The sequence below is a fragment of the Polaromonas sp. genome (assembly GCF_010365105.1).
Lineage (GTDB): Bacteria > Pseudomonadota > Gammaproteobacteria > Burkholderiales > Burkholderiaceae_C > Polaromonas.
In genome coordinates this window covers 135,127-150,896 of record NZ_JAAFGZ010000004.1, presented here as the reverse complement: position 1 = coordinate 150,896, position 15,770 = coordinate 135,127, and the positions used below count along the sequence as shown (strand labels likewise).

Annotated in this window: 19 protein-coding genes; 4 read left to right on the top strand and 15 right to left on the bottom strand. The window is 60.0% G+C overall.

From position 1 onward, the window contains the following. Positions 1 to 28: 28 nt before the first annotated feature. Together GZ092_RS04075 and GZ092_RS04070 are read right to left on the bottom strand one after the other, a co-directional pair. Complete coding sequence (locus tag GZ092_RS04075) at positions 29 to 1,147, bottom strand: zinc ribbon domain-containing protein (RefSeq protein ID WP_293634609.1); 1,119 nt, start codon at positions 1,145 to 1,147, stop codon at positions 29 to 31. A 79-nt stretch (positions 1,148 to 1,226) separates the two neighbouring features. Further along, positions 1,227 to 2,297 (bottom strand): SPFH and helix-turn-helix domain-containing protein, encoded by a 1,071-nt coding sequence (locus GZ092_RS04070; RefSeq protein ID WP_293634607.1) that lies wholly within the window; start codon positions 2,295 to 2,297, stop codon positions 1,227 to 1,229. Positions 2,298 to 2,523: 226 nt separating this feature from the next. Here GZ092_RS04070 and GZ092_RS04065 point away from each other — a divergent pair, with 226 nt between their 5' ends. Then, positions 2,524 to 3,480 carry a DUF533 domain-containing protein gene (locus tag GZ092_RS04065; protein WP_293634605.1) on the top strand — a complete coding sequence of 319 codons (957 nt, stop codon included), beginning with the start codon at positions 2,524 to 2,526 and terminating at the stop codon, positions 3,478 to 3,480. Between the two features lie 31 nt (positions 3,481 to 3,511). Here the strand turns inward: GZ092_RS04065 and GZ092_RS04060 are convergent, their stop codons facing one another. From GZ092_RS04060 to GZ092_RS04050, 3 genes are all read right to left on the bottom strand, one after another. Then, positions 3,512 to 3,940 carry a hypothetical protein gene (locus tag GZ092_RS04060; protein ID WP_293634603.1) on the bottom strand — a complete coding sequence of 143 codons (429 nt, stop codon included), beginning with the start codon at positions 3,938 to 3,940 and terminating at the stop codon, positions 3,512 to 3,514. 108 nt (positions 3,941 to 4,048) lie between these two features. Continuing rightward, positions 4,049 to 4,657: a DUF938 domain-containing protein gene (locus tag GZ092_RS04055; protein ID WP_293634602.1), complete on the bottom strand. Its 609-nt coding sequence runs from the start codon at positions 4,655 to 4,657 to the stop codon at positions 4,049 to 4,051. A gap of 124 nt (positions 4,658 to 4,781) precedes the next feature. Beyond that, positions 4,782 to 5,675: a M23 family metallopeptidase gene (locus tag GZ092_RS04050; protein ID WP_293634601.1), complete on the bottom strand. Its 894-nt coding sequence runs from the start codon at positions 5,673 to 5,675 to the stop codon at positions 4,782 to 4,784. 218 nt (positions 5,676 to 5,893) lie between these two features. Here GZ092_RS04050 and GZ092_RS04045 point away from each other — a divergent pair, with 218 nt between their 5' ends. Then, on the top strand, positions 5,894 to 6,364 hold the full coding sequence (locus GZ092_RS04045) for a hypothetical protein (RefSeq protein WP_293634599.1): 471 nt from the start codon (positions 5,894 to 5,896) through the stop codon (positions 6,362 to 6,364). A 28-nt stretch (positions 6,365 to 6,392) separates the two neighbouring features. On the opposite strand, the gene GZ092_RS04040 is transcribed toward GZ092_RS04045, so the two are convergent. From GZ092_RS04040 to GZ092_RS04025, 4 genes are all read right to left on the bottom strand, one after another. Then, on the bottom strand, positions 6,393 to 6,620 hold the full coding sequence (locus GZ092_RS04040) for a hypothetical protein (RefSeq protein ID WP_293634597.1): 228 nt from the start codon (positions 6,618 to 6,620) through the stop codon (positions 6,393 to 6,395). A 232-nt stretch (positions 6,621 to 6,852) separates the two neighbouring features. Continuing rightward, positions 6,853 to 7,596: a phospholipase D family protein gene (locus GZ092_RS04035; protein ID WP_293634595.1), complete on the bottom strand. Its 744-nt coding sequence runs from the start codon at positions 7,594 to 7,596 to the stop codon at positions 6,853 to 6,855. Positions 7,597 to 7,616: 20 nt separating this feature from the next. Next, entirely contained in the window at positions 7,617 to 8,036 is a 420-nt protein-coding gene (locus GZ092_RS04030; RefSeq protein WP_293634594.1) for a hypothetical protein, read from the bottom strand. After that, positions 8,011 to 8,586 (bottom strand): nucleotidyltransferase domain-containing protein, encoded by a 576-nt coding sequence (locus tag GZ092_RS04025; protein ID WP_293634592.1) that lies wholly within the window; start codon positions 8,584 to 8,586, stop codon positions 8,011 to 8,013. Before GZ092_RS04025 ends, GZ092_RS04030 begins: the two co-directional genes overlap by 26 nt. Positions 8,587 to 8,945: 359 nt before the next feature. Here GZ092_RS04025 and GZ092_RS04020 point away from each other — a divergent pair, with 359 nt between their 5' ends. Both GZ092_RS04020 and GZ092_RS04015 read left to right on the top strand, forming a co-directional pair. Then, complete coding sequence (locus tag GZ092_RS04020) at positions 8,946 to 9,884, top strand: M14 family metallocarboxypeptidase (protein WP_293634590.1); 939 nt, start codon at positions 8,946 to 8,948, stop codon at positions 9,882 to 9,884. A 71-nt stretch (positions 9,885 to 9,955) separates the two neighbouring features. Next, positions 9,956 to 10,681 (top strand): SOS response-associated peptidase family protein, encoded by a 726-nt coding sequence (locus tag GZ092_RS04015; protein ID WP_293634588.1) that lies wholly within the window; start codon positions 9,956 to 9,958, stop codon positions 10,679 to 10,681. Positions 10,682 to 10,758: 77 nt separating this feature from the next. Here GZ092_RS04015 and GZ092_RS04010 read toward each other — a convergent pair whose 3' ends face one another. From GZ092_RS04010 to GZ092_RS03985, 6 genes are all read right to left on the bottom strand, one after another. Beyond that, positions 10,759 to 11,049 (bottom strand): hypothetical protein, encoded by a 291-nt coding sequence (locus GZ092_RS04010; RefSeq protein ID WP_293634587.1) that lies wholly within the window; start codon positions 11,047 to 11,049, stop codon positions 10,759 to 10,761. A 23-nt stretch (positions 11,050 to 11,072) separates the two neighbouring features. Beyond that, positions 11,073 to 11,354, bottom strand: a complete 282-nt coding sequence (locus tag GZ092_RS04005) for a nucleotidyltransferase domain-containing protein (protein ID WP_363254229.1) — start codon at positions 11,352 to 11,354, stop codon at positions 11,073 to 11,075. 72 nt (positions 11,355 to 11,426) lie between these two features. After that, the gene (locus GZ092_RS04000) at positions 11,427 to 11,669 is read right to left on the bottom strand and encodes a hypothetical protein (RefSeq protein ID WP_293634584.1); all 243 of its coding nucleotides are present in this window, start codon (positions 11,667 to 11,669) and stop codon (positions 11,427 to 11,429) included. A 92-nt stretch (positions 11,670 to 11,761) separates the two neighbouring features. Continuing rightward, positions 11,762 to 12,634 (bottom strand): GIY-YIG nuclease family protein, encoded by an 873-nt coding sequence (locus GZ092_RS03995; RefSeq protein WP_293634582.1) that lies wholly within the window; start codon positions 12,632 to 12,634, stop codon positions 11,762 to 11,764. Positions 12,635 to 12,706: 72 nt separating this feature from the next. After that, complete coding sequence (locus GZ092_RS03990) at positions 12,707 to 13,750, bottom strand: hypothetical protein (protein ID WP_293634580.1); 1,044 nt, start codon at positions 13,748 to 13,750, stop codon at positions 12,707 to 12,709. Positions 13,751 to 13,933: 183 nt separating this feature from the next. After that, entirely contained in the window at positions 13,934 to 15,760 is a 1,827-nt protein-coding gene (locus tag GZ092_RS03985; RefSeq protein WP_293634578.1) for a glutamine--tRNA ligase/YqeY domain fusion protein, read from the bottom strand. Between the last annotated feature and the right edge of the window lie 10 nt (positions 15,761 to 15,770).

Below are 15,770 nucleotides of genomic sequence, written 5' to 3'. Positions count from 1 at the left end.
TCACAGTTGGCAGGCATAACCCCGACGCTCACTGGTTCATGGACACCATCAGCAAAATCAGCAGCAGCACGGCCAGCACGGCAAAGCCGATCTTTACCCAGCTGTAGGGCTGTTCGCCGGCCATGGCGCCGGTGTAGCCATTGCCCACCACCTGGAAGCTGCGCGCGCCGTAGGTGTAGCTGACCAGCCAGACCGGCACCAAAATATGCTTGAAGGTGCGGCCCTGAAACTGCGCATCGACCTGCAGGTTGCGGAAGGTGTCGCCCGGCACCTGGCGGCCGCACAGCACCTGAATTTGTTGCTGCATCGCTTCCTGGTTGAGCTTTTCGGCCTTGCCCAGGTCGATCTGGTAGCGCTCGACGGTCCAGCCTCGCACAAACTCGGGCGAATAGGCTTGCAGGTCGGTCAGCGTCGGAAAAGGCTCGATCTGCCGCAGCAGCGCCGGATGTACGCCGGCTGTGCCGGGCACCAGTTCGTCGTCAAAGAAATGTGCCAGGCTGCCGGCTGCCGGCACCCAGCGCACCTGCCGCACCTGGCGGGTTTGCCGCTGGCCCTTGCTGTCCTGGTAGCTTTCGGTCTCGTAGTAATAGTGGCCGGCGTCGGCGCGCCAGCGGGCGCTGGCCTGGGCATCAAACGTCCAGTAGGGCAGGTACACGCCGCTCAGTGTGTCGGTCAGCGCAGCCGACTTGAGCTTGTTGGGCGCGAACCAGCGCGAACCGTACCACTGGCGCAGGCGGGTGCGCATCTGCGCGTCGCTGACCTTGAACGGCAGCAGGCTTTGCGGTGTGATGGCGTCATTCAGCGAGGGGTGATCGATGATCGACGGCGAGCCGCAAAAGTCGCAGCGCCTGGCGACCTTGCCATCGACAAACACCGAAATGGCGTGGCAGCTCTGGCACTGCACCTCGCGCTTTTCCCCTGCGGCCGCGCCGCCCCATCCGCGCCCGCTGGCGGGGTGGCTCAGGGCCTGCTGCAGGTCCTGCTCGACGACGCTGGCGCCGGGCAGCGCCTGGCCCGGCGCATACGGCACGACCGTGCCGCAATAGGGGCAGGCCAGCGCCTGCCGGGCCGCATTCCATTGCAGGTCGGCGCCGCACTCGGGGCAGGGGTGTTTGCCCACGGTGGCGGGCTGATCGGTTGGCGCCATATTGTTGTTGTTTTCGGTGTCCGCGTTATCGGGGCTGCCGTCGTGGAGGCAGCCGGCAGGAATAAAAAGGCCCGGGGTTTCAGCCGCGCAGGAATTCTTCGAGCGAACTCCTGGCGATGCGCCAGGCGCTGCCGATCTTGCGCGCCTTCAGGTCGCCGGCGGTGATGGACGCCATCACGTCTTCCACCGACACGCCCAGCCCTTGCGCCGCCTGCTCGGGCGTCAGCACGTCCAGCCCGGCGGCGGCAGTGTCTGGCGGTGTGCTGACTGCGGACGCTGCCGGTACGCCATTGCCGCCCTGCATGCCGCGCACCATTTCCTGCGCCATGCCAAAGCCCATGGCCATCTGCGCGGGCAGGGTGGCGGCCGCGCCGGCTTCACCGCCTTGGCCCAGCGCCAGGCCCATCTGGTACTTCACATAGTCGTTCAGGTTGCCGATCACGCCCATGCTGGAGCGCTTGTCGATGGCCTGCTCGACCTCGGGCGGCACTGACACGTTTTCCAGCACGAAGCTGGTGATTTCCAGGCCGTATTTCTCGCGCATGGCCGGGTTGACCAGCGGCAGCAGCGCGTCGCCCAGTTCGCCATAGCGCTGCGCCACGTCCAGCGCCGGAACGCCGGCGCGCGCCAATGCTTCGGTGAACACGCTGACGATGCGCGAGCGCATGGTGTCGGCAAACTCGTCCAGCCGGAAGTTCTGGTCGGTCCCGGCCACTTCGCGCAGGAACTTTGCCGACTCGACGATGCGAAAGTCGTAGGTGCCGAAAGCCCGCAGCCGCACCACGCCGAAATCCTTGTCGCGCATCATCACCGGGTTGGCCGTGCCCCACTTGTTGCCGGTGAAGAGGCGCGTGTTCAGGTAGTAGATGTCGCACTTGAACGGCGACTGAAAGCCGTATTTCCACCCCAGGATGGTGGACAGCACCGGCACGTTTTCAGTGGTCAGGGTGTGTTTGCCCGGATTGAACAGGTCGGCGTACTGGCCGGCGGCGACGAACTGCACCTGCTGCGATTCGCGCACGATGAGCTGCGCGCCGTTCTTGATTTCCTTGTCCTCGTCCGGCCAGCGGTAGGACAGCGTGTCGCGCGAGTCATCGGTCCATTCGATGACCTCGATCAGCTGGTTCTTGATGAGGTGGAGCAGGCTCATGGGGCGTCCTTTTCTGTCGGTTGGTGTCGGGTTGATGGCGAAATAAAACAGGTCTGGCCGGCGGCTTAAATCCACACCAGACCCGATGAGAAATCCGCCGGGCTTGACCGGCCCGGCGTGCGCAGTTTTATTATGACCAAACGGCCCGCCGCCCTGCGCGTGCATTGCCATCGATGGCTTGCGCGGGCCCTGCATTGTTGCAAACCCCAGCTTGAAAGAACCTCCCATGACCACTGAACAGCAAGAAGCGCTGCTTTCCATCGCCCTGTTTGCCGCCTTTGCCGATGGCAACAAAGCCGACGCCGAGCGCGAGGAAATCCGCCGCATCGCCGATTCGCTGTCCAGCGAATCCAATGCACCCAACCTGCCGCGCCTGTACCAGGACGTGCTGCTCAAGCGCACCGGCGTCGATGCCGCCGTGCAAAAGCTGAGCGACCCCAGCCACCGCCAGCTGGCCTACGAAATGGCGGTCTGCGTCTGCGATGCCGATGGCCAGCAGACCGATGCAGAGCGCAGCTTCCTGGCCGACTTGCGCCTGCAGCTGGCCCTTAGCCCGGCCCAGACCCAGGCTTTTGACGCGCAGGCAGCGGCACTGGCTGAAGTTGACCTGCCCGACACCGCGCTTCCCGTGCCTTCGCCAGTGATGGCCGCTTTGCCGTCCACCGCCAATGATGCAGAACTGGACCGCTCCATCCTGAACCATGCGCTGGTCAATGGAGCGCTCGAATTGCTGCCGCAGTCGTGGGCGTCGATGGCCATCATTCCGCTGCAGGTCAAGATGGTCTATGGCATCGGCAAGGCGCATGGCGTGACGCTTGATCAGGGGCATATCAAGGAATTCATCGCCGCCGCCGGCGTGGGCCTGACCTCTCAGTACCTGGAACAGTTCGGCCGCAAGCTGCTGGGCGGCCTGCTCGGCAAGCTGGCCGGTAAAACCATCGGCAAGGTCGGCAGCGCCGGCACCGGCATGGCGTTTTCGTTTGCCACCACCTATGCGCTGGGGCAACTGGCCAAACGCTACTACGCCGGCGGCAGGGTCATGAACACGGCGCTGCTGCGCGAAACCTACCAGGGGCTGCTGGAACCGGCGAAGAAGATGCAAACCGAGTACCTGCCGCAGATCCAGCAAAAGGCGGCGACGCTGGATGCGGGCCAGGTCATGGCGATGGTGCGGGGCCGCTAGGTGCCGTTCAGTCGCCTGTCCATGAACGTTTTTAAGCTTCTGTCAGAACCGCGCTCAGCCTTGAGTGAAACAGGCGGATCTTGTAGGCCAGATGGTGGCTGACCGTTCCGCGGTAGCTGCGCGAGATGGCGCGGACGGCGCATTTGGACAGCCATTCACGCCAGTTCCGGGTTTGCAGGTGGTCAAACCGGTCGCAGTCGGCGCAGAAGGTTTCAAATTGCGCGTATTCGCGGCCTATCTGCACGGCAGTGTTCTTGAGCGCGCTGACTTCGGTAAAGAACTCCCTGTCAAATCCCCGTTTGTTATCAATCACCTGTTCGGCCCGCCCGAGGTAGGTCTGCGCCATTCGGGCTGACAACAAAAAGCCGTAATCGTTCATCGAGATGGTGGCAATCCGGTGCGTGCCTTCAACGATGAAAAAGGCGATGTCGTCCGGGGGTTCGAGGGTTTGCAGTTGCATGGCACAAGTCTCCGTACCGTTTAATGGTAAGCCCGGGGCCAAACAACTGACATGCAGCGGCTGCTATACCCTACGTAGGAAAAATCGCCTTTGCATCGACCGACAGCATCACTGCGCCCGGGTCCACACCAGCAGCAGGTTGTTGGACGGCATTGCATGCCGTGCCGCCAGCTGCAGGCCGGCCCGTACCGCTTCTCCTTCCACGTCTTCGCGGCGGCGCAGTCCCCAGGCCGCATCCTGCGCGCGCAGGCTCTGGTCGAACGCCAGGTTGCCTTCAGAGGTGGGAACGCCATCCTCCAGATAAGGGCCGTAGGTGATCAGCACCCCGCCGGCCGCCAGGTGCCGCGCGCTGCCCTGCATCAAGGCGGCGCAGGTGACCCACGGCGCGATGTGCAGCATGTTGGCGCACACGATGGCGTCAAACCGCACATCGTCAGGCAGCCAGCGCGCTGCCATCACATCAAGCCGCAGGGGCGGCAGGACATTTGCCAGGCCGTGCTGCGCCACCCGCGCGGCGATGTTGTCCAGTGCGGCAGACTGCACGTCGGTCGGCTGCCAGGTCCAGCGCGGCAGGCTGGCTGCAAACCAGGCGACATGCTGGCCGGTGCCCGAGGCGATTTCGAGCGCACTGCCCGCGTCGGGCAATATATGGCGAAGCATGGTCAGGATGGGCTGCTTGTTGCGGTCGGCGGCGGGGCTGAAGTCGGGTGCGGACATGGTCAGGAGGGTTACAACTCTGGTTTAAGGGTAAAAAGTGACGCTTTCGCTTAATGGGCGTGCGCAAGCAGCTATGAAAAACAGAGCGTTGTCGTGATTGGTTTCGCAGCATGCGCGTTGCAGTTCAGGCCGGCAGGAACAGCGCCGGGTCCACCATCGTGCGGTTCAGCATCACGCCCCAGTGCAGGTGCGGCCCGGTCACGCGGCCGGTGGCGCCCACCGCGCCCAGGCTTTCGCCGGTTTTCAGCAAATCGTCTGTGGCCGCGCCAATGGCGCTCAGGTGGCAGTACATGCTCAGCAAGCCACCGCCGTGGTCCAGCCACACGGTGTTGCCGTTGAAGAAATAGTCGCCGGTGTCGATAACGCGGCCGGGCAGCGGAGCCACGACCGGAGTGCCGGTGCTGGCCGCGATGTCCATGCCGCTGTGCGGATTGCGCGCCTGGCCGTTGAACACGCGCCGCAGGCCGAACGAGCTGGAACGCCGCCCCGGCACCGGCACGCGCATGCGCAAGGCGCTGAACTGCGGCAGGGGTTCGCTGAAAGTCGCCATCACCTTGGCCTGGTGCGCACGCTCGCGTTCGTACCGCGCCTGGTTGTCGGGCGACAGGTCCACCGTGCCCGGTGCGACCTTCAGGCGCTGCTCGGTGTAGCGCTTGGGTGCCACGCTGTAGCCGACCTGGCGCGGGCCGCTGCCTTCTGCGGCCTGCACCGTGATGCTCGCCCGGCCAGGCGTCGCAGACAAGGGAATGCCGACCAGCGCCGTCCATTCGATGACATCGCCCAGCACCAGCAGCGGCACCTCGCCCGCATGCGCAACCGGACGCGCCGCCGCCGGACCCAGCGACAGCCGCGCCACGCCGCCGGGAACCTGCAAGTCGTTCGGCCAGAACTCGGGGGCAGGCGGTGTAGCGGCGGTCGCAAACTGCGACGCAGGCAGCGCCAGAAGGCCGACAGCGCCCAGCAGGGCGGCGCGGCGGTTCAGCTGTGAATGGGCGAGGTTGGAATGGGCTGTGGGCATGGGTGTGAGGGCTGAAGGAGGGGACTCGAGATTCATTATGGCTTTGTTCACTGACCGACCATGGGAGCGTTGTGTAAGGAAAGGCGGGCTGCCCGGGGTGCTTTTCAAATCGTCCAAAGCCGTACCATCAAGGGCATTTTTTTAATCAACGGAGACGCTGTGAAAGCCTTGCCGCCGCTTCCGGTTTTTTTTTGAACCTGACGCTGAAACACCCGCCCATGGACCACAACCCGCTTTCACTAACCCTGACGCTTGCGCTGCGCGCGCTGGCCTTGCTGGCCCTGATCATCGTGGCCGAGGTCGTCAACGGCACCGTTCGCACGCTGGCCATTGCGCCGCTGGTCGGCGACTTCACCGCGCGGCAAATCGGCACCGTCACCGGCTGCGTGCTGATTGGCTTGATTGCCTGGTCCGGCAGCCCATTGCTCAAGGCCACCAGCCCACGCGCCCAATGGGCCGTCGGCGGGCTGTGGCTGACGCTGATGATGGGCTTTGAAGTGGCCTTTGGCCGGCTGCTGGCAGGCGCTTCGTGGCAGCAACTGGCCGGCGACTACAACCTGGCGCAGGGCGGACTGCTGGGGCTGGGCATGCTGTGGTTGCTGTGCGCACCAAGACTGGCGGCGGTTGTGCGCCAAAGACGGGCTTCGCCAGATGTCATGAAAAACCAGAACCAGCGCAGGCAGCGTTGAAGCCTGTTGCCGGCGCAACTGGTACGGGTCAGCTGGCTTGCTCCGTCGTCATGGTGATCTTGCCGTCGCGCACATAGTCGTCGAACTGGATGCGTGGAATGGCGGTCAGGCCGACGACGCCCTCGGCGGCTTCCCAGCTCAGCGTGGCGCTGTCGGGCGCCAGTTCCACTTCCACGCGGACGCGCGGGATTTCGATGGGTGCACCGTCACCCGGGGTATAGGTGACATCACCGGTGATCATGGCGAACTGGGACATGGCAATTTCCTTGAGAGGTTGAAGAATGGGCGGGGAAACCGCTAAAGCATATTTTGATGCAGCTTTTGACCATAACGTGTCGGCAAACGACGCCAGTTGAGGTTGAGTTGCTGCCCGCTGTGCGAATGCACTGCCGGCGCTGCAACCTTGTACTTTTCAATAAAAAAATGCTCTGGCGCATGCTGGACGAATGCAAGCAGCTATCAATACTGTAGCTGATACGGCCAGCCCATCAAAGCAGGTAAAAGTCGTGTGGCCACAGGAAGTAGGGGCCAAAGCGAGATTTGGCGATGAACTCAACGCCGACTTGCTCGCCTTGGGCGCTTACGAAGTGCTGACCATTGTTAAACGCAAGAAAGCCTTGCTCGGTGGCCCGGTCCAGAAAGGGCGCCGTTTTCAGGCCCAGCTTTTGCGCGATCCTGGAGGAAGTCAGCTTGCCTTCCGCATGGCTGGCTTCTGCATTCTGGTCGTCTTCGCGCTTTGGCAGGGGTGACGGGGCTGTAACTGCAGGCGCCACGGGTTCGCTGCTGACCCGTTCCAGCGAAATGCGCACTTCGTCGCTGATGCGGATGATGCGCTGGGCTTCCTCATAGGCGTCTTTGTACAGTTGGCTGTCTTCGGCGCGCCGAATCAGGATGCCCATTTCATTGTTGTTGATCTGGCTGAACTCATACAGGTTCAGGCTGGTGACGATGCACATTTCCTCGTTCATGTAGCACTTGGCATGCAGGTTCTTGCAAAAACTGGTGCGGATGAACGTCAGCCCGCGCAGCCATTCGATTTCCTGCGGCTGCAATTCGCTCTTGCCATAGACGATGCGCACATCAATCTTCAGCCGGTTCTTGTCCGCCAGCAACTCCTTCATGCGGTCGTTGAGCTTGAGGAACGGGCTGATCAAAATCAGTCGGTCTGACGCGCTTTTAATCATTTCCTCAAGAAAGTAGTTGGTCGCGCTGGTGTTCAGAAACTTTGCCATGTCGTGTGTTGTTCTCAGGTTCAAGTTGGCGCGTTGAGCGCATCAGCCACTTTTTGTGTGGCATCTATCAGGTCTAGCACCAGTCGTAGATCAATCTCCAGCAAGCCTTCGTATTCACCCAGATTGCGTTTGTTATGGCACAGGTCCAGCAGCCGCCAGACCTCGGGGCCCAGGCCGAGCGTGTGGGGCAGAAGCTGGAAAACGATGTAGCGGTTGCTGGCACGAAAGCCTTTGGCGCGCAGCGCGGCCAGGCACAGCGCATGGGCTGCGTTGTAGGCCAGGTCAAAGCGGCTCTCCAGAGCCAGCGCGGTGTTGCGGGCATCCGTCAGGCGGGCCTTGCAGGTGCGAACCAGGCCTGCCAGTTCAGCGGCGTCTGGTGCTTCGGCTTTGAGCGCTTTGCCGGGGCCGCTGAGGTTATCCAGTGGTGTGTTGTTGGCCATGTGGCAGAGTGGTTTCCTGGCCCATTAGCCATATCTTGGGTTGTTGCATCACGCGGGTGATAAAGGCATTGTCGCCCTGCAGCCGCGCCGCAAAATCAACCGGCGTATAGAGAGCCGGGTTGATGGTGCGGCCCAGCGTTTGGCTGGCAACCTCCAACGCCGAGAACAAATCGCCATAACCCAGCGAGTCACTGACCACCAGCAAATCGACATCACTTTGCGCGGTATCGGTTTGCTTGGCGATGGAGCCAAACACAAACGCATGTTCAATTTGCGCGGCCAGCGGCACCAGCGCAGCGCGCAGCACATCGGCCAAACCCGTGGTCTTGAGCACCAGCCCGCGCAACTCGGTAAACACGGGAGCCGCTGCGTTGGCCTGGTAATGCTTCTGGTTGCCCTGCTTGCTGACAGTCAGCAAGCCTGCCTCGCTCAAACCCGCCAGCTCACGCTGCACCGCTCCGGTGCCCGACTGCGCCAGCGCAATCACCTCATTGGCGTAGAAGCTGCGGTCCGGCGAGCCAAACAGCACAGCCAGAACCCGCTGGCGCACCTTTGGGAAGAGGGCGTCTGCGATGGACGTTAACTCAGCGTTAGGCGATTGATTTGTACCCATAATGGGGTTTATTGTACCCATTTTGGGGTTTTTAAATGGTGGGTTGCAGTGCGCTGGCCCGCGAGTGGATGGACATAAGGACGTTGCCAAATGCCGGGTGAAGGGTCCGTCACGAAGCCAATGTCACATGGAAATCGGCTCGGACGAGCAAGGATCGGAAACGGTTTTCATCTTTGCAATCGTCGGGGATACGACATCGATGGGATTCATTGGAGTCCGGCCTTATTCCTCCATCGCCGTATTCTATAAACGCCCTGCTTCGCGCCCGAGTCCGTCTGAATAACCAACCCACACCCATGCAAAAAAACCATTTCTATCCCATAGGCACGCCCGACCAACCCTGGGGCACGGCAGAGCGGGCGCTGTGGCGTGCGCGCCATGTGCGCCAGCGCAGCTATGCCGACGACGTGCTCAGCGCCATCGATGCGCTGCGGGGCCGGTTTGATGTCGAAGCGTATGGCGAAGTGCGCTATGCCGACGAGCAGCATCCGGCGGAGCGATTCCCGCTGTTGGCGATTCGCAGCCGCCACTGGCAGCCCGGCCTGCCCGGCGTACTGGTGACTGGCGGAGTGCACGGTTACGAAACCAGTGGCGTGCACGGTGCGCTGCGCTTTGCCGAGGTGCACGCGGCGGGCTTTGCCGGACGGGCGAACCTGCTGGTGGTGCCGTGTGTCAGTCCGTGGGGGTATGAACGCTTTCAGCGCTGGAATTTCGATACCCTCGACCCCAACCGCTCGTTTCGTGAAGGCACGCCCGCGCAGGAATCTGCCGCGCTCATGCGCCTGGTGGCATCGCTGCAGGGCCAGTTTGCTGCCCATATCGACCTGCACGAAACCACCGGCACCGACGAATCGGAATACCGCCCGGCCCTGGCCGCGCGCGACGGCAAGCAATTTGCGCCTGGCAGCATCCCCGACGGGTTTTATCTGGTGGACGATACCGACAACCCCCAGCCTGCCTTTCAGCAGGCCATCATCGACGCGGTCAGCCGGATCACGCACATTGCGCCCGCAGACGACAAGAACGAAATCATTGGCTCGCCCGTGGTGGCGCTTGGCGTGATCCGGTACGCGATGAAACCGCTGGGCCTGTGCGCCGGTATCACGGGTGCGCGCTACACCACCACTACCGAGGTCTATCCCGACAGCCCCAGCGCAAGCCCCGCGCAGTGCATTGAGGCGCAGGTGGCGGCGGTGTGTGCAGCGGTGGAATTCGCCTGCCGTCAGAACCGTTAGTTCCGGCCGCAAGGCCAATTCTCCAGCCATCGCCGGAGCGATTGGCGGCTGCACTGCGATAGCATCAGCATATGAGTACCCGTTACGAAAGCGTTCACAGCGCCTTGCTTTATCCCGATGCGTTCCGTGTGGATGCCCCTGCTGTTGCCGTGGGGCGCGAAGTGTGGCCGCGCCAGCCGGGTGTTTTTATCCGCGTGGGGCCAGCCCCTGAAACCGAACCCGCCGAACAGATCGAACCGGCCGAAGAAGCCGCAGACGCTGACCCGCCGCCGCGCGAGCCGCCCAAGCGTGAACTGATCGCCGGACAGTTTGGCCTGGTACCGCGCTGGGTCAAGTCGGCTTCTGACGCCAAGCTGCGTTCGACCAAACTGGTCAATGCCCGTTCCGAAACCGTGACCACGTCCACCAACTTTCGCGAGGCCTGGCTCGCCGGGCAGCGCTGCATCGTGCCGATGAGGGCGTTCGTGGAAGACGACTGGCGCAGCGGCAAGGCCGTGCCCACCCGCATTGCCCGGGTAGACGGCGAGCCCATGGGCGTGGCAGGCTTGTGGGAAAGCTGGACGGGGGCAGACGGCGAAGTCATCGTCAGCTACACCTTGCTGACCGTCAATGCCAACAGCCACGCGCTGATGAGCCGCTACCAGCAACCCGGCAATGAAAAACGCATGCTGGCGATCTTGAACGAAGGCGCCTACGACGCCTGGCTGAGCGCCCGCCCTGAAAAGGCCAAAGAGTTTATGCGGGCCTATCCGGCGAATTGGCTGACGGCCAACCCGATGGAGAAAAGCCGCCAATGAGTGGTTGGGGGGAGGGTTGGGCGTTGCATGGAGCCTGCTTCAGCACGGCTCGCAACGGCTTCAGGCGAAGTGTTCATTCAAGGTTTTTGTAAAGGTGGCTTTGGCTTGATGCCTGGCACGGTCCTACCAAAAGCGGCTGCCAGTTTGTGCGCCTGCAGTGCCGACTGGGCCAAAGCTTTTTGTAGTTCCTTGGGCGTAAGCATCAGACGGTTTTGCTGAGTTTTTGCAGTTTGTGCGGTGTTGCGGGCATCCGTCAGGCGGGCCTTGCCGGTGCGTGTCAAGCCAGCCAGTTCAGCGTCGTCTGGTGCTTCGGCTTTGAGCGCTTTGCCGGGGCCGCTGAGGTTATCCAGTGGTGTCTTGGTGGCCATCGTCAGAGTGGTTTCCTGGCCTATCAGCCAGGTTTTGGTTTTTGCATCACGCGGGTGACAAAAGCATTGTCGTCCTGCAGCCGCGCCGAAAAATCAGCCGGCGTATAGAGGGTCGGGTTGATGGTGCGGCTAAGGGTTTGGGTGGCAACCTCCAGCGCCGCGTACAAATCACCATAACCCAACGAGTTACTGACCACCAGCAAATCGACATTACTCTGCGCGGTATCGGTCTGTTTGGCAATGGAGCCAAACACAAAAGCATATTCAATTTGCGCAGCCAGCGGCACCAGCGCAGCGCGCAGCACATCGGCCAAACCTGTGGTTTTGAGCACCAGCCCCCGCAACTCGGCAAACACGGGTGCCGCTGCGTTGGCCTGTTAATGTTTCTGATTGCCCTGCTTGCTGACGGTCAGCAGGCCTGCCTCGCTCAAACCCGCCAGCTCTCGCTGCACTGCCCCGGTGCCCGACTGCGCCAGCGCAATCACCTCGTTGGCGTAGAAGCTGCGGTCCGGCGCGCCAAACAGCACGGCCAGAACCCGCTGGCGCACCTTGGGGAAGAGGGCGTCGGCGATGGATGATGAATCAGGCTGAGTTGTTGAAATACCCATATTGGGGTGCATCGTACCCTGATTGGGATTCTTCCAGTTAATTTAGATAAAAAGGCTTTTGGCGCATACAGGGTAAGCGTAAGCAGCTATCAAAACTGTAGTGACTATTGGCTTGAAGTAGCTATCGCCTGCCGTTTCACTTCATCCATCGTTTTGCCCTTGGTGTCTTTCCATTCCATCCAGCCGTTGGCCGAGCGGCCTTGCAAGGCTACTGCGGCCATGCTGGGGCTGGAAAACAAATAATCGCGGGTAAGCAGCACGCCGCCGCCGTTGGCTACAAGGATGCCTTCCGCTAAAAGTTTCTCTCGAAACCGCTCATTGGCTTTGCCTTGTATGGAAGCCACGTTTTCCAGCCGACCGCGCGAGCCTTTGAGTACCACAAACCCTTCGGCGGTGTACTCGCCCACGCCATCAGCACCAGAGCCTTTGCAATAGAACAGTTCCGCTGCACCCTTCGGCGTTAGCGCATTGGTCAGCGGTTCAAAAATAGGCTGACCCAGCGTGGCCAGCAGAGTGGCGGCGGTCTCGTGAATCTCGTGGCAGTCGGCTTGCAGCGGCGCGGGGGTGTAGGGCTGCGAGCCGGTGTTGCCGTTTTCCAGACAGTACCGCCCTGCCTTGGTGGCCTCTGCAATCGCAAACCATTCGAGAAACAGCGCGTGCGTTTGGGTCATGCTGTTGGTGAGCGAGATAACCACCAATGCGCGGTTCCAGAAGTCTTTGCCTTGGTTGTGCTGAACCAGCCGGCTGCCTACGTTGCCTGACTGGCCGATATAGGCGCGCGGCAAACCGGCTTCGGACAATTCGCCCATCAAAAAGTAGACGCCAACCTGCTGCGCCTCGGGTGTTTTGAGGAAGTCCACCAATTGGCTGCGCGGTACCTCAATCACGCGAACGATGCGCGTCGTGATTTCTGCCACTCGGATGCCGCGCGGATCACCGTTGGGGAGAAAGATTTGGATGGTTTGGGGGCGGGGCATTTGAATAGGGATTAGATTTAACGCTGGATTTGATCAGCGCATCTTTGTGGCTAAATGACTTAAGAAGAAAATTTAATTTTTGGCCAGCCAGAGAATTTTATGTGCTAGTTTTTCGGCCCGTAAGGCAAAGCCGGGTGGTGGTTCTGAGGTTGAGCCATGTGCAATATTGTCTCTTTCCTTTTTTAAAAGTTTGAATTCAGTAATATCGCTATCGCTAATTTCTGGCCATTCACAGGTGGCGCACCATATAAATTTGTCATATATATTTTTTAAGCCAGTGAGTTGTATTTGAATTAACTTTGTGATTGGTAATCCATTTTTATCAAGTAATTTTTTTATTTCTGTTTCGTGATTGATGCGCCCAAATGCCGCGTGTGTTTCAATTTCTAGTTCTAAAAAGAAATAAAGAAATTTTTTTAATTGGTCTATTTCGGAAAGGCCAAGCGAAAAGAAGCGGGATGCCTTGGGGTTTAGTGTCGATGCCAAGTTCTTCACTAAATCTAATTTTTCTGCAACTTGTTGATTGGCTTGCTTATACGAGACAAGCCCCTCTGCCCGAAATTCTATTCGGGTGTCGCGAACTAAAATTCCGCTAGATGTTTTGCCAGTGAATAAACTTGTAATTTTTTTGAATACAACGTAGTGTGTATCTACGTTGAAAACGCATGTTAATGCGGAGATTATTGGCGGTAGAACTCTGGATTCAAGCTCTGCAAGCTCTGCTCTAACAGTTGGAAAACAATCATAAGTAATAATACTGCCATCTTTCTCGACTGCAATATGACCATTTGCGCACTTGTGTTCCGGAGTTGGTCCAATTTGTATTAATACGAATGGTCCTTGGCAATTGCTATCAATTTTCCATTTTTCCTCGTCGTCAGTAAAATTGTCCTGCAGTAGTGCAGTACAAGCAGCGTTGATGCTTGAGCTTATTGCTAGTCGATAGTCAACTCGGGCAATAGTACCACTAGATATTTCTGTACTGTTTGCTTCTAAAGATATGCCTTTAACCTGATAGATTGTAATACTTGAAAAAGAGGCGGATATCGCTTCAGCTTCCGTGAATTCTTTATAGCCCATTGCCTTCATAGCTGCACTAGAAAATTTTAGCGTCATACTATTTGTTTTACCAAATTTTAAATTTGGTAGTGATTTTATTGAACTGATGCTTTGAGCTGTTGCGAGTAATATTTTTTAAATAATATGCATCACTCCCGAAAAGAGACATTCCTTTTGACGGTAAATGTGTTGCCAAATAACAATCAAAATTGAACCACTACCTAAATTTTTAATCTGAATTTACTTTCCCCACGAATCCTTCAACCCCACCGCCAAATTAAACACTGGCTTTCCCGCTTGGTGATCTTTGCAATCCGCCACAAAATACCCATGTCGCTCAAACTGAAACTTGTCATCCGCCTTGGCATTGGCCAATGACGGCTCAACGATGGCGGTTACTACCTTCAGGCTATTCGGATTCAGGCTTTCAATAAAGTCCTTGCCACCCGCATCGGGCTGGGCATCCAGAAAGAGGCGGTCGTACATGCGCACTTCGGCTTCCATGCCGTCGGCCACGCCGACCCAAGTGATGGCGGCTTTCACTTTGACGCTGTCTGCGCCGGGGGTGCCGCTCTTGGTATCGGGCACTACGGTGGCCAGCACTTCGGTGATCTTGCCGTCTGAGTCTTTTGTGGCGCCGGTGCATTCGATGATGTAGCCGCCTTTCAGGCGCACCTTGTTGCCGGGAAACAGGCGCTTGTAGCCTTTGGGCGGGACTTCTTCATAGTCTTCTCGCTCGATCCAGACTTCTTTGCCAATGGTGAAGTGGCGCACGGGCGATTCGGTGCCTTCGGCCGGGTGGGGCAGGGCGGGCAGGGTGCAGGGCTCCAGGTGGCCCGTGCCCATGACGTCATCCCAGTTTGTCAGCACCAGCTTGACGGGATTCAGCACCGCCATGCCCCGGTGGGCGGTGAGTTCGAGCTTTTCGCGCAAGCAGCCTTCCAGCGTGCTGTAGTCAATCCAGCTGTCGCTCTTGGTCACGCCGATGCGTTCGGCGAACAGCTGAATCGCTTCGGGCGTGTAGCCGCGCCGGCGCAGGCCGACGATGGTGGGCATGCGCGGGTCGTCCCAGCCGCTGACTTTGCGTTCGTTCACCAACTGGGCCAGCTTGCGCTTGCTGGTCAGCACATACGTCAGGTTGAGGCGGGCAAACTCGTACTGGTGCGGGTGCGGCGTGGCAATCAAACCACCTTCGGCCAGGCGGTCGAGCAGCCAGTCGTAGAACGGGCGCTGGTCCTCGAATTCGAGCGTGCAGATGCTGTGGGTTATCTGCTCCAGTGCGTCCTCGATCGGGTGGGCAAAGGTGTACATCGGGTAGATGCACCATTTGTCGCCGGTGTTGTGGTGGTGGGCGCGGCGGATGCGGTAGATGGCCGGGTCGCGCAGGTTGATGTTGGGGCTGGCCATGTCGATCCTGGCGCGCAGCACGGCGGCGCCGTCGGGCAGTTGCCCGTCCCGCATTTCGCGGAAGCGGGCCAGGTTCTCGGCTGGCGTGCGGCTGCGAAACGGGCTGTCGGTGCCGGGTTTGACGAAGTCGCCACGGCTCAGTCGCATTTCTTCGGCGGTCTGCTCATCGACATAGGCATGGCCGGCACCAATCAAATATTCGGCGGCGCGGTACATGAAGTCGAAATAGTCGCTGGCCTGGTAGAGGTTGGTTTCGCCGTGGTTGTTCCAGTCAAAACCCAGCCAGTGCACCGCGTCCTTGATGCTGTCCACGTATTCGGTGTCTTCTTTTTCGGGATTGGTGTCGTCAAAGCGCAGGTGGCACACGCCGCCGTAGTCGCGCGCCAGGCCAAAGTTCAGGCAGATGCTTTTGGCATGGCCGACATGCAGGTAGCCGTTGGGCTCGGGCGGAAAGCGCAGGCGCACCTTGGCGGGGTCCAGCGGGCCGCTGGCATGGTGCGCGGCGTCGCCGGGGCTGCCGCCCCAGCGGCGGCTGGCATAGGTGCCTTCAGCCAGGTCTTTTTCGATGATCTGCCGCAGGAAGTTGCTGGGCTTGTGGGCTTCCTTGTCAAGGGCGGCAGGGGCAGGCGCGACGGCCTTGGAGGGGGCGGATGAGGTCATCGCCTGATTC

Coding starts and splice junctions, on each gene's coding strand:
- GZ092_RS04060 (WP_293634603.1), bottom strand. CDS start 3,940: ATGCAACTGCAAACCCTCGAACCCCCGGACGACATCGCCTTTTTCATC.
- GZ092_RS04050 (WP_293634601.1), bottom strand. CDS start 5,675: ATGCCCACAGCCCATTCCAACCTCGCCCATTCACAGCTGAACCGCCGC.
- GZ092_RS04070 (WP_293634607.1), bottom strand. CDS start 2,297: ATGAGCCTGCTCCACCTCATCAAGAACCAGCTGATCGAGGTCATCGAA.
- GZ092_RS03995 (WP_293634582.1), bottom strand. CDS start 12,634: ATGCCCCGCCCCCAAACCATCCAAATCTTTCTCCCCAACGGTGATCCG.
- GZ092_RS04030 (WP_293634594.1), bottom strand. CDS start 8,036: ATGGCCAACAACACACCACTGGATAACCTCAGCGGCCCCGGCAAAGCG.
- GZ092_RS04065 (WP_293634605.1), top strand. CDS start 2,524: ATGACCACTGAACAGCAAGAAGCGCTGCTTTCCATCGCCCTGTTTGCC.
- GZ092_RS04075 (WP_293634609.1), bottom strand. CDS start 1,147: ATGGCGCCAACCGATCAGCCCGCCACCGTGGGCAAACACCCCTGCCCC.
- GZ092_RS04000 (WP_293634584.1), bottom strand. CDS start 11,669: ATGCACCCCAATATGGGTATTTCAACAACTCAGCCTGATTCATCATCC.
- GZ092_RS04015 (WP_293634588.1), top strand. CDS start 9,956: ATGAGTACCCGTTACGAAAGCGTTCACAGCGCCTTGCTTTATCCCGAT.
- GZ092_RS04045 (WP_293634599.1), top strand. CDS start 5,894: ATGGACCACAACCCGCTTTCACTAACCCTGACGCTTGCGCTGCGCGCG.
- GZ092_RS04035 (WP_293634595.1), bottom strand. CDS start 7,596: ATGGCAAAGTTTCTGAACACCAGCGCGACCAACTACTTTCTTGAGGAA.
- GZ092_RS04055 (WP_293634602.1), bottom strand. CDS start 4,657: ATGTCCGCACCCGACTTCAGCCCCGCCGCCGACCGCAACAAGCAGCCC.
- GZ092_RS04010 (WP_293634587.1), bottom strand. CDS start 11,049: ATGGCCACCAAGACACCACTGGATAACCTCAGCGGCCCCGGCAAAGCG.
- GZ092_RS03990 (WP_293634580.1), bottom strand. CDS start 13,750: ATGACGCTAAAATTTTCTAGTGCAGCTATGAAGGCAATGGGCTATAAA.
- GZ092_RS04040 (WP_293634597.1), bottom strand. CDS start 6,620: ATGTCCCAGTTCGCCATGATCACCGGTGATGTCACCTATACCCCGGGT.
- GZ092_RS03985 (WP_293634578.1), bottom strand. CDS start 15,760: ATGACCTCATCCGCCCCCTCCAAGGCCGTCGCGCCTGCCCCTGCCGCC.
- GZ092_RS04020 (WP_293634590.1), top strand. CDS start 8,946: ATGCAAAAAAACCATTTCTATCCCATAGGCACGCCCGACCAACCCTGG.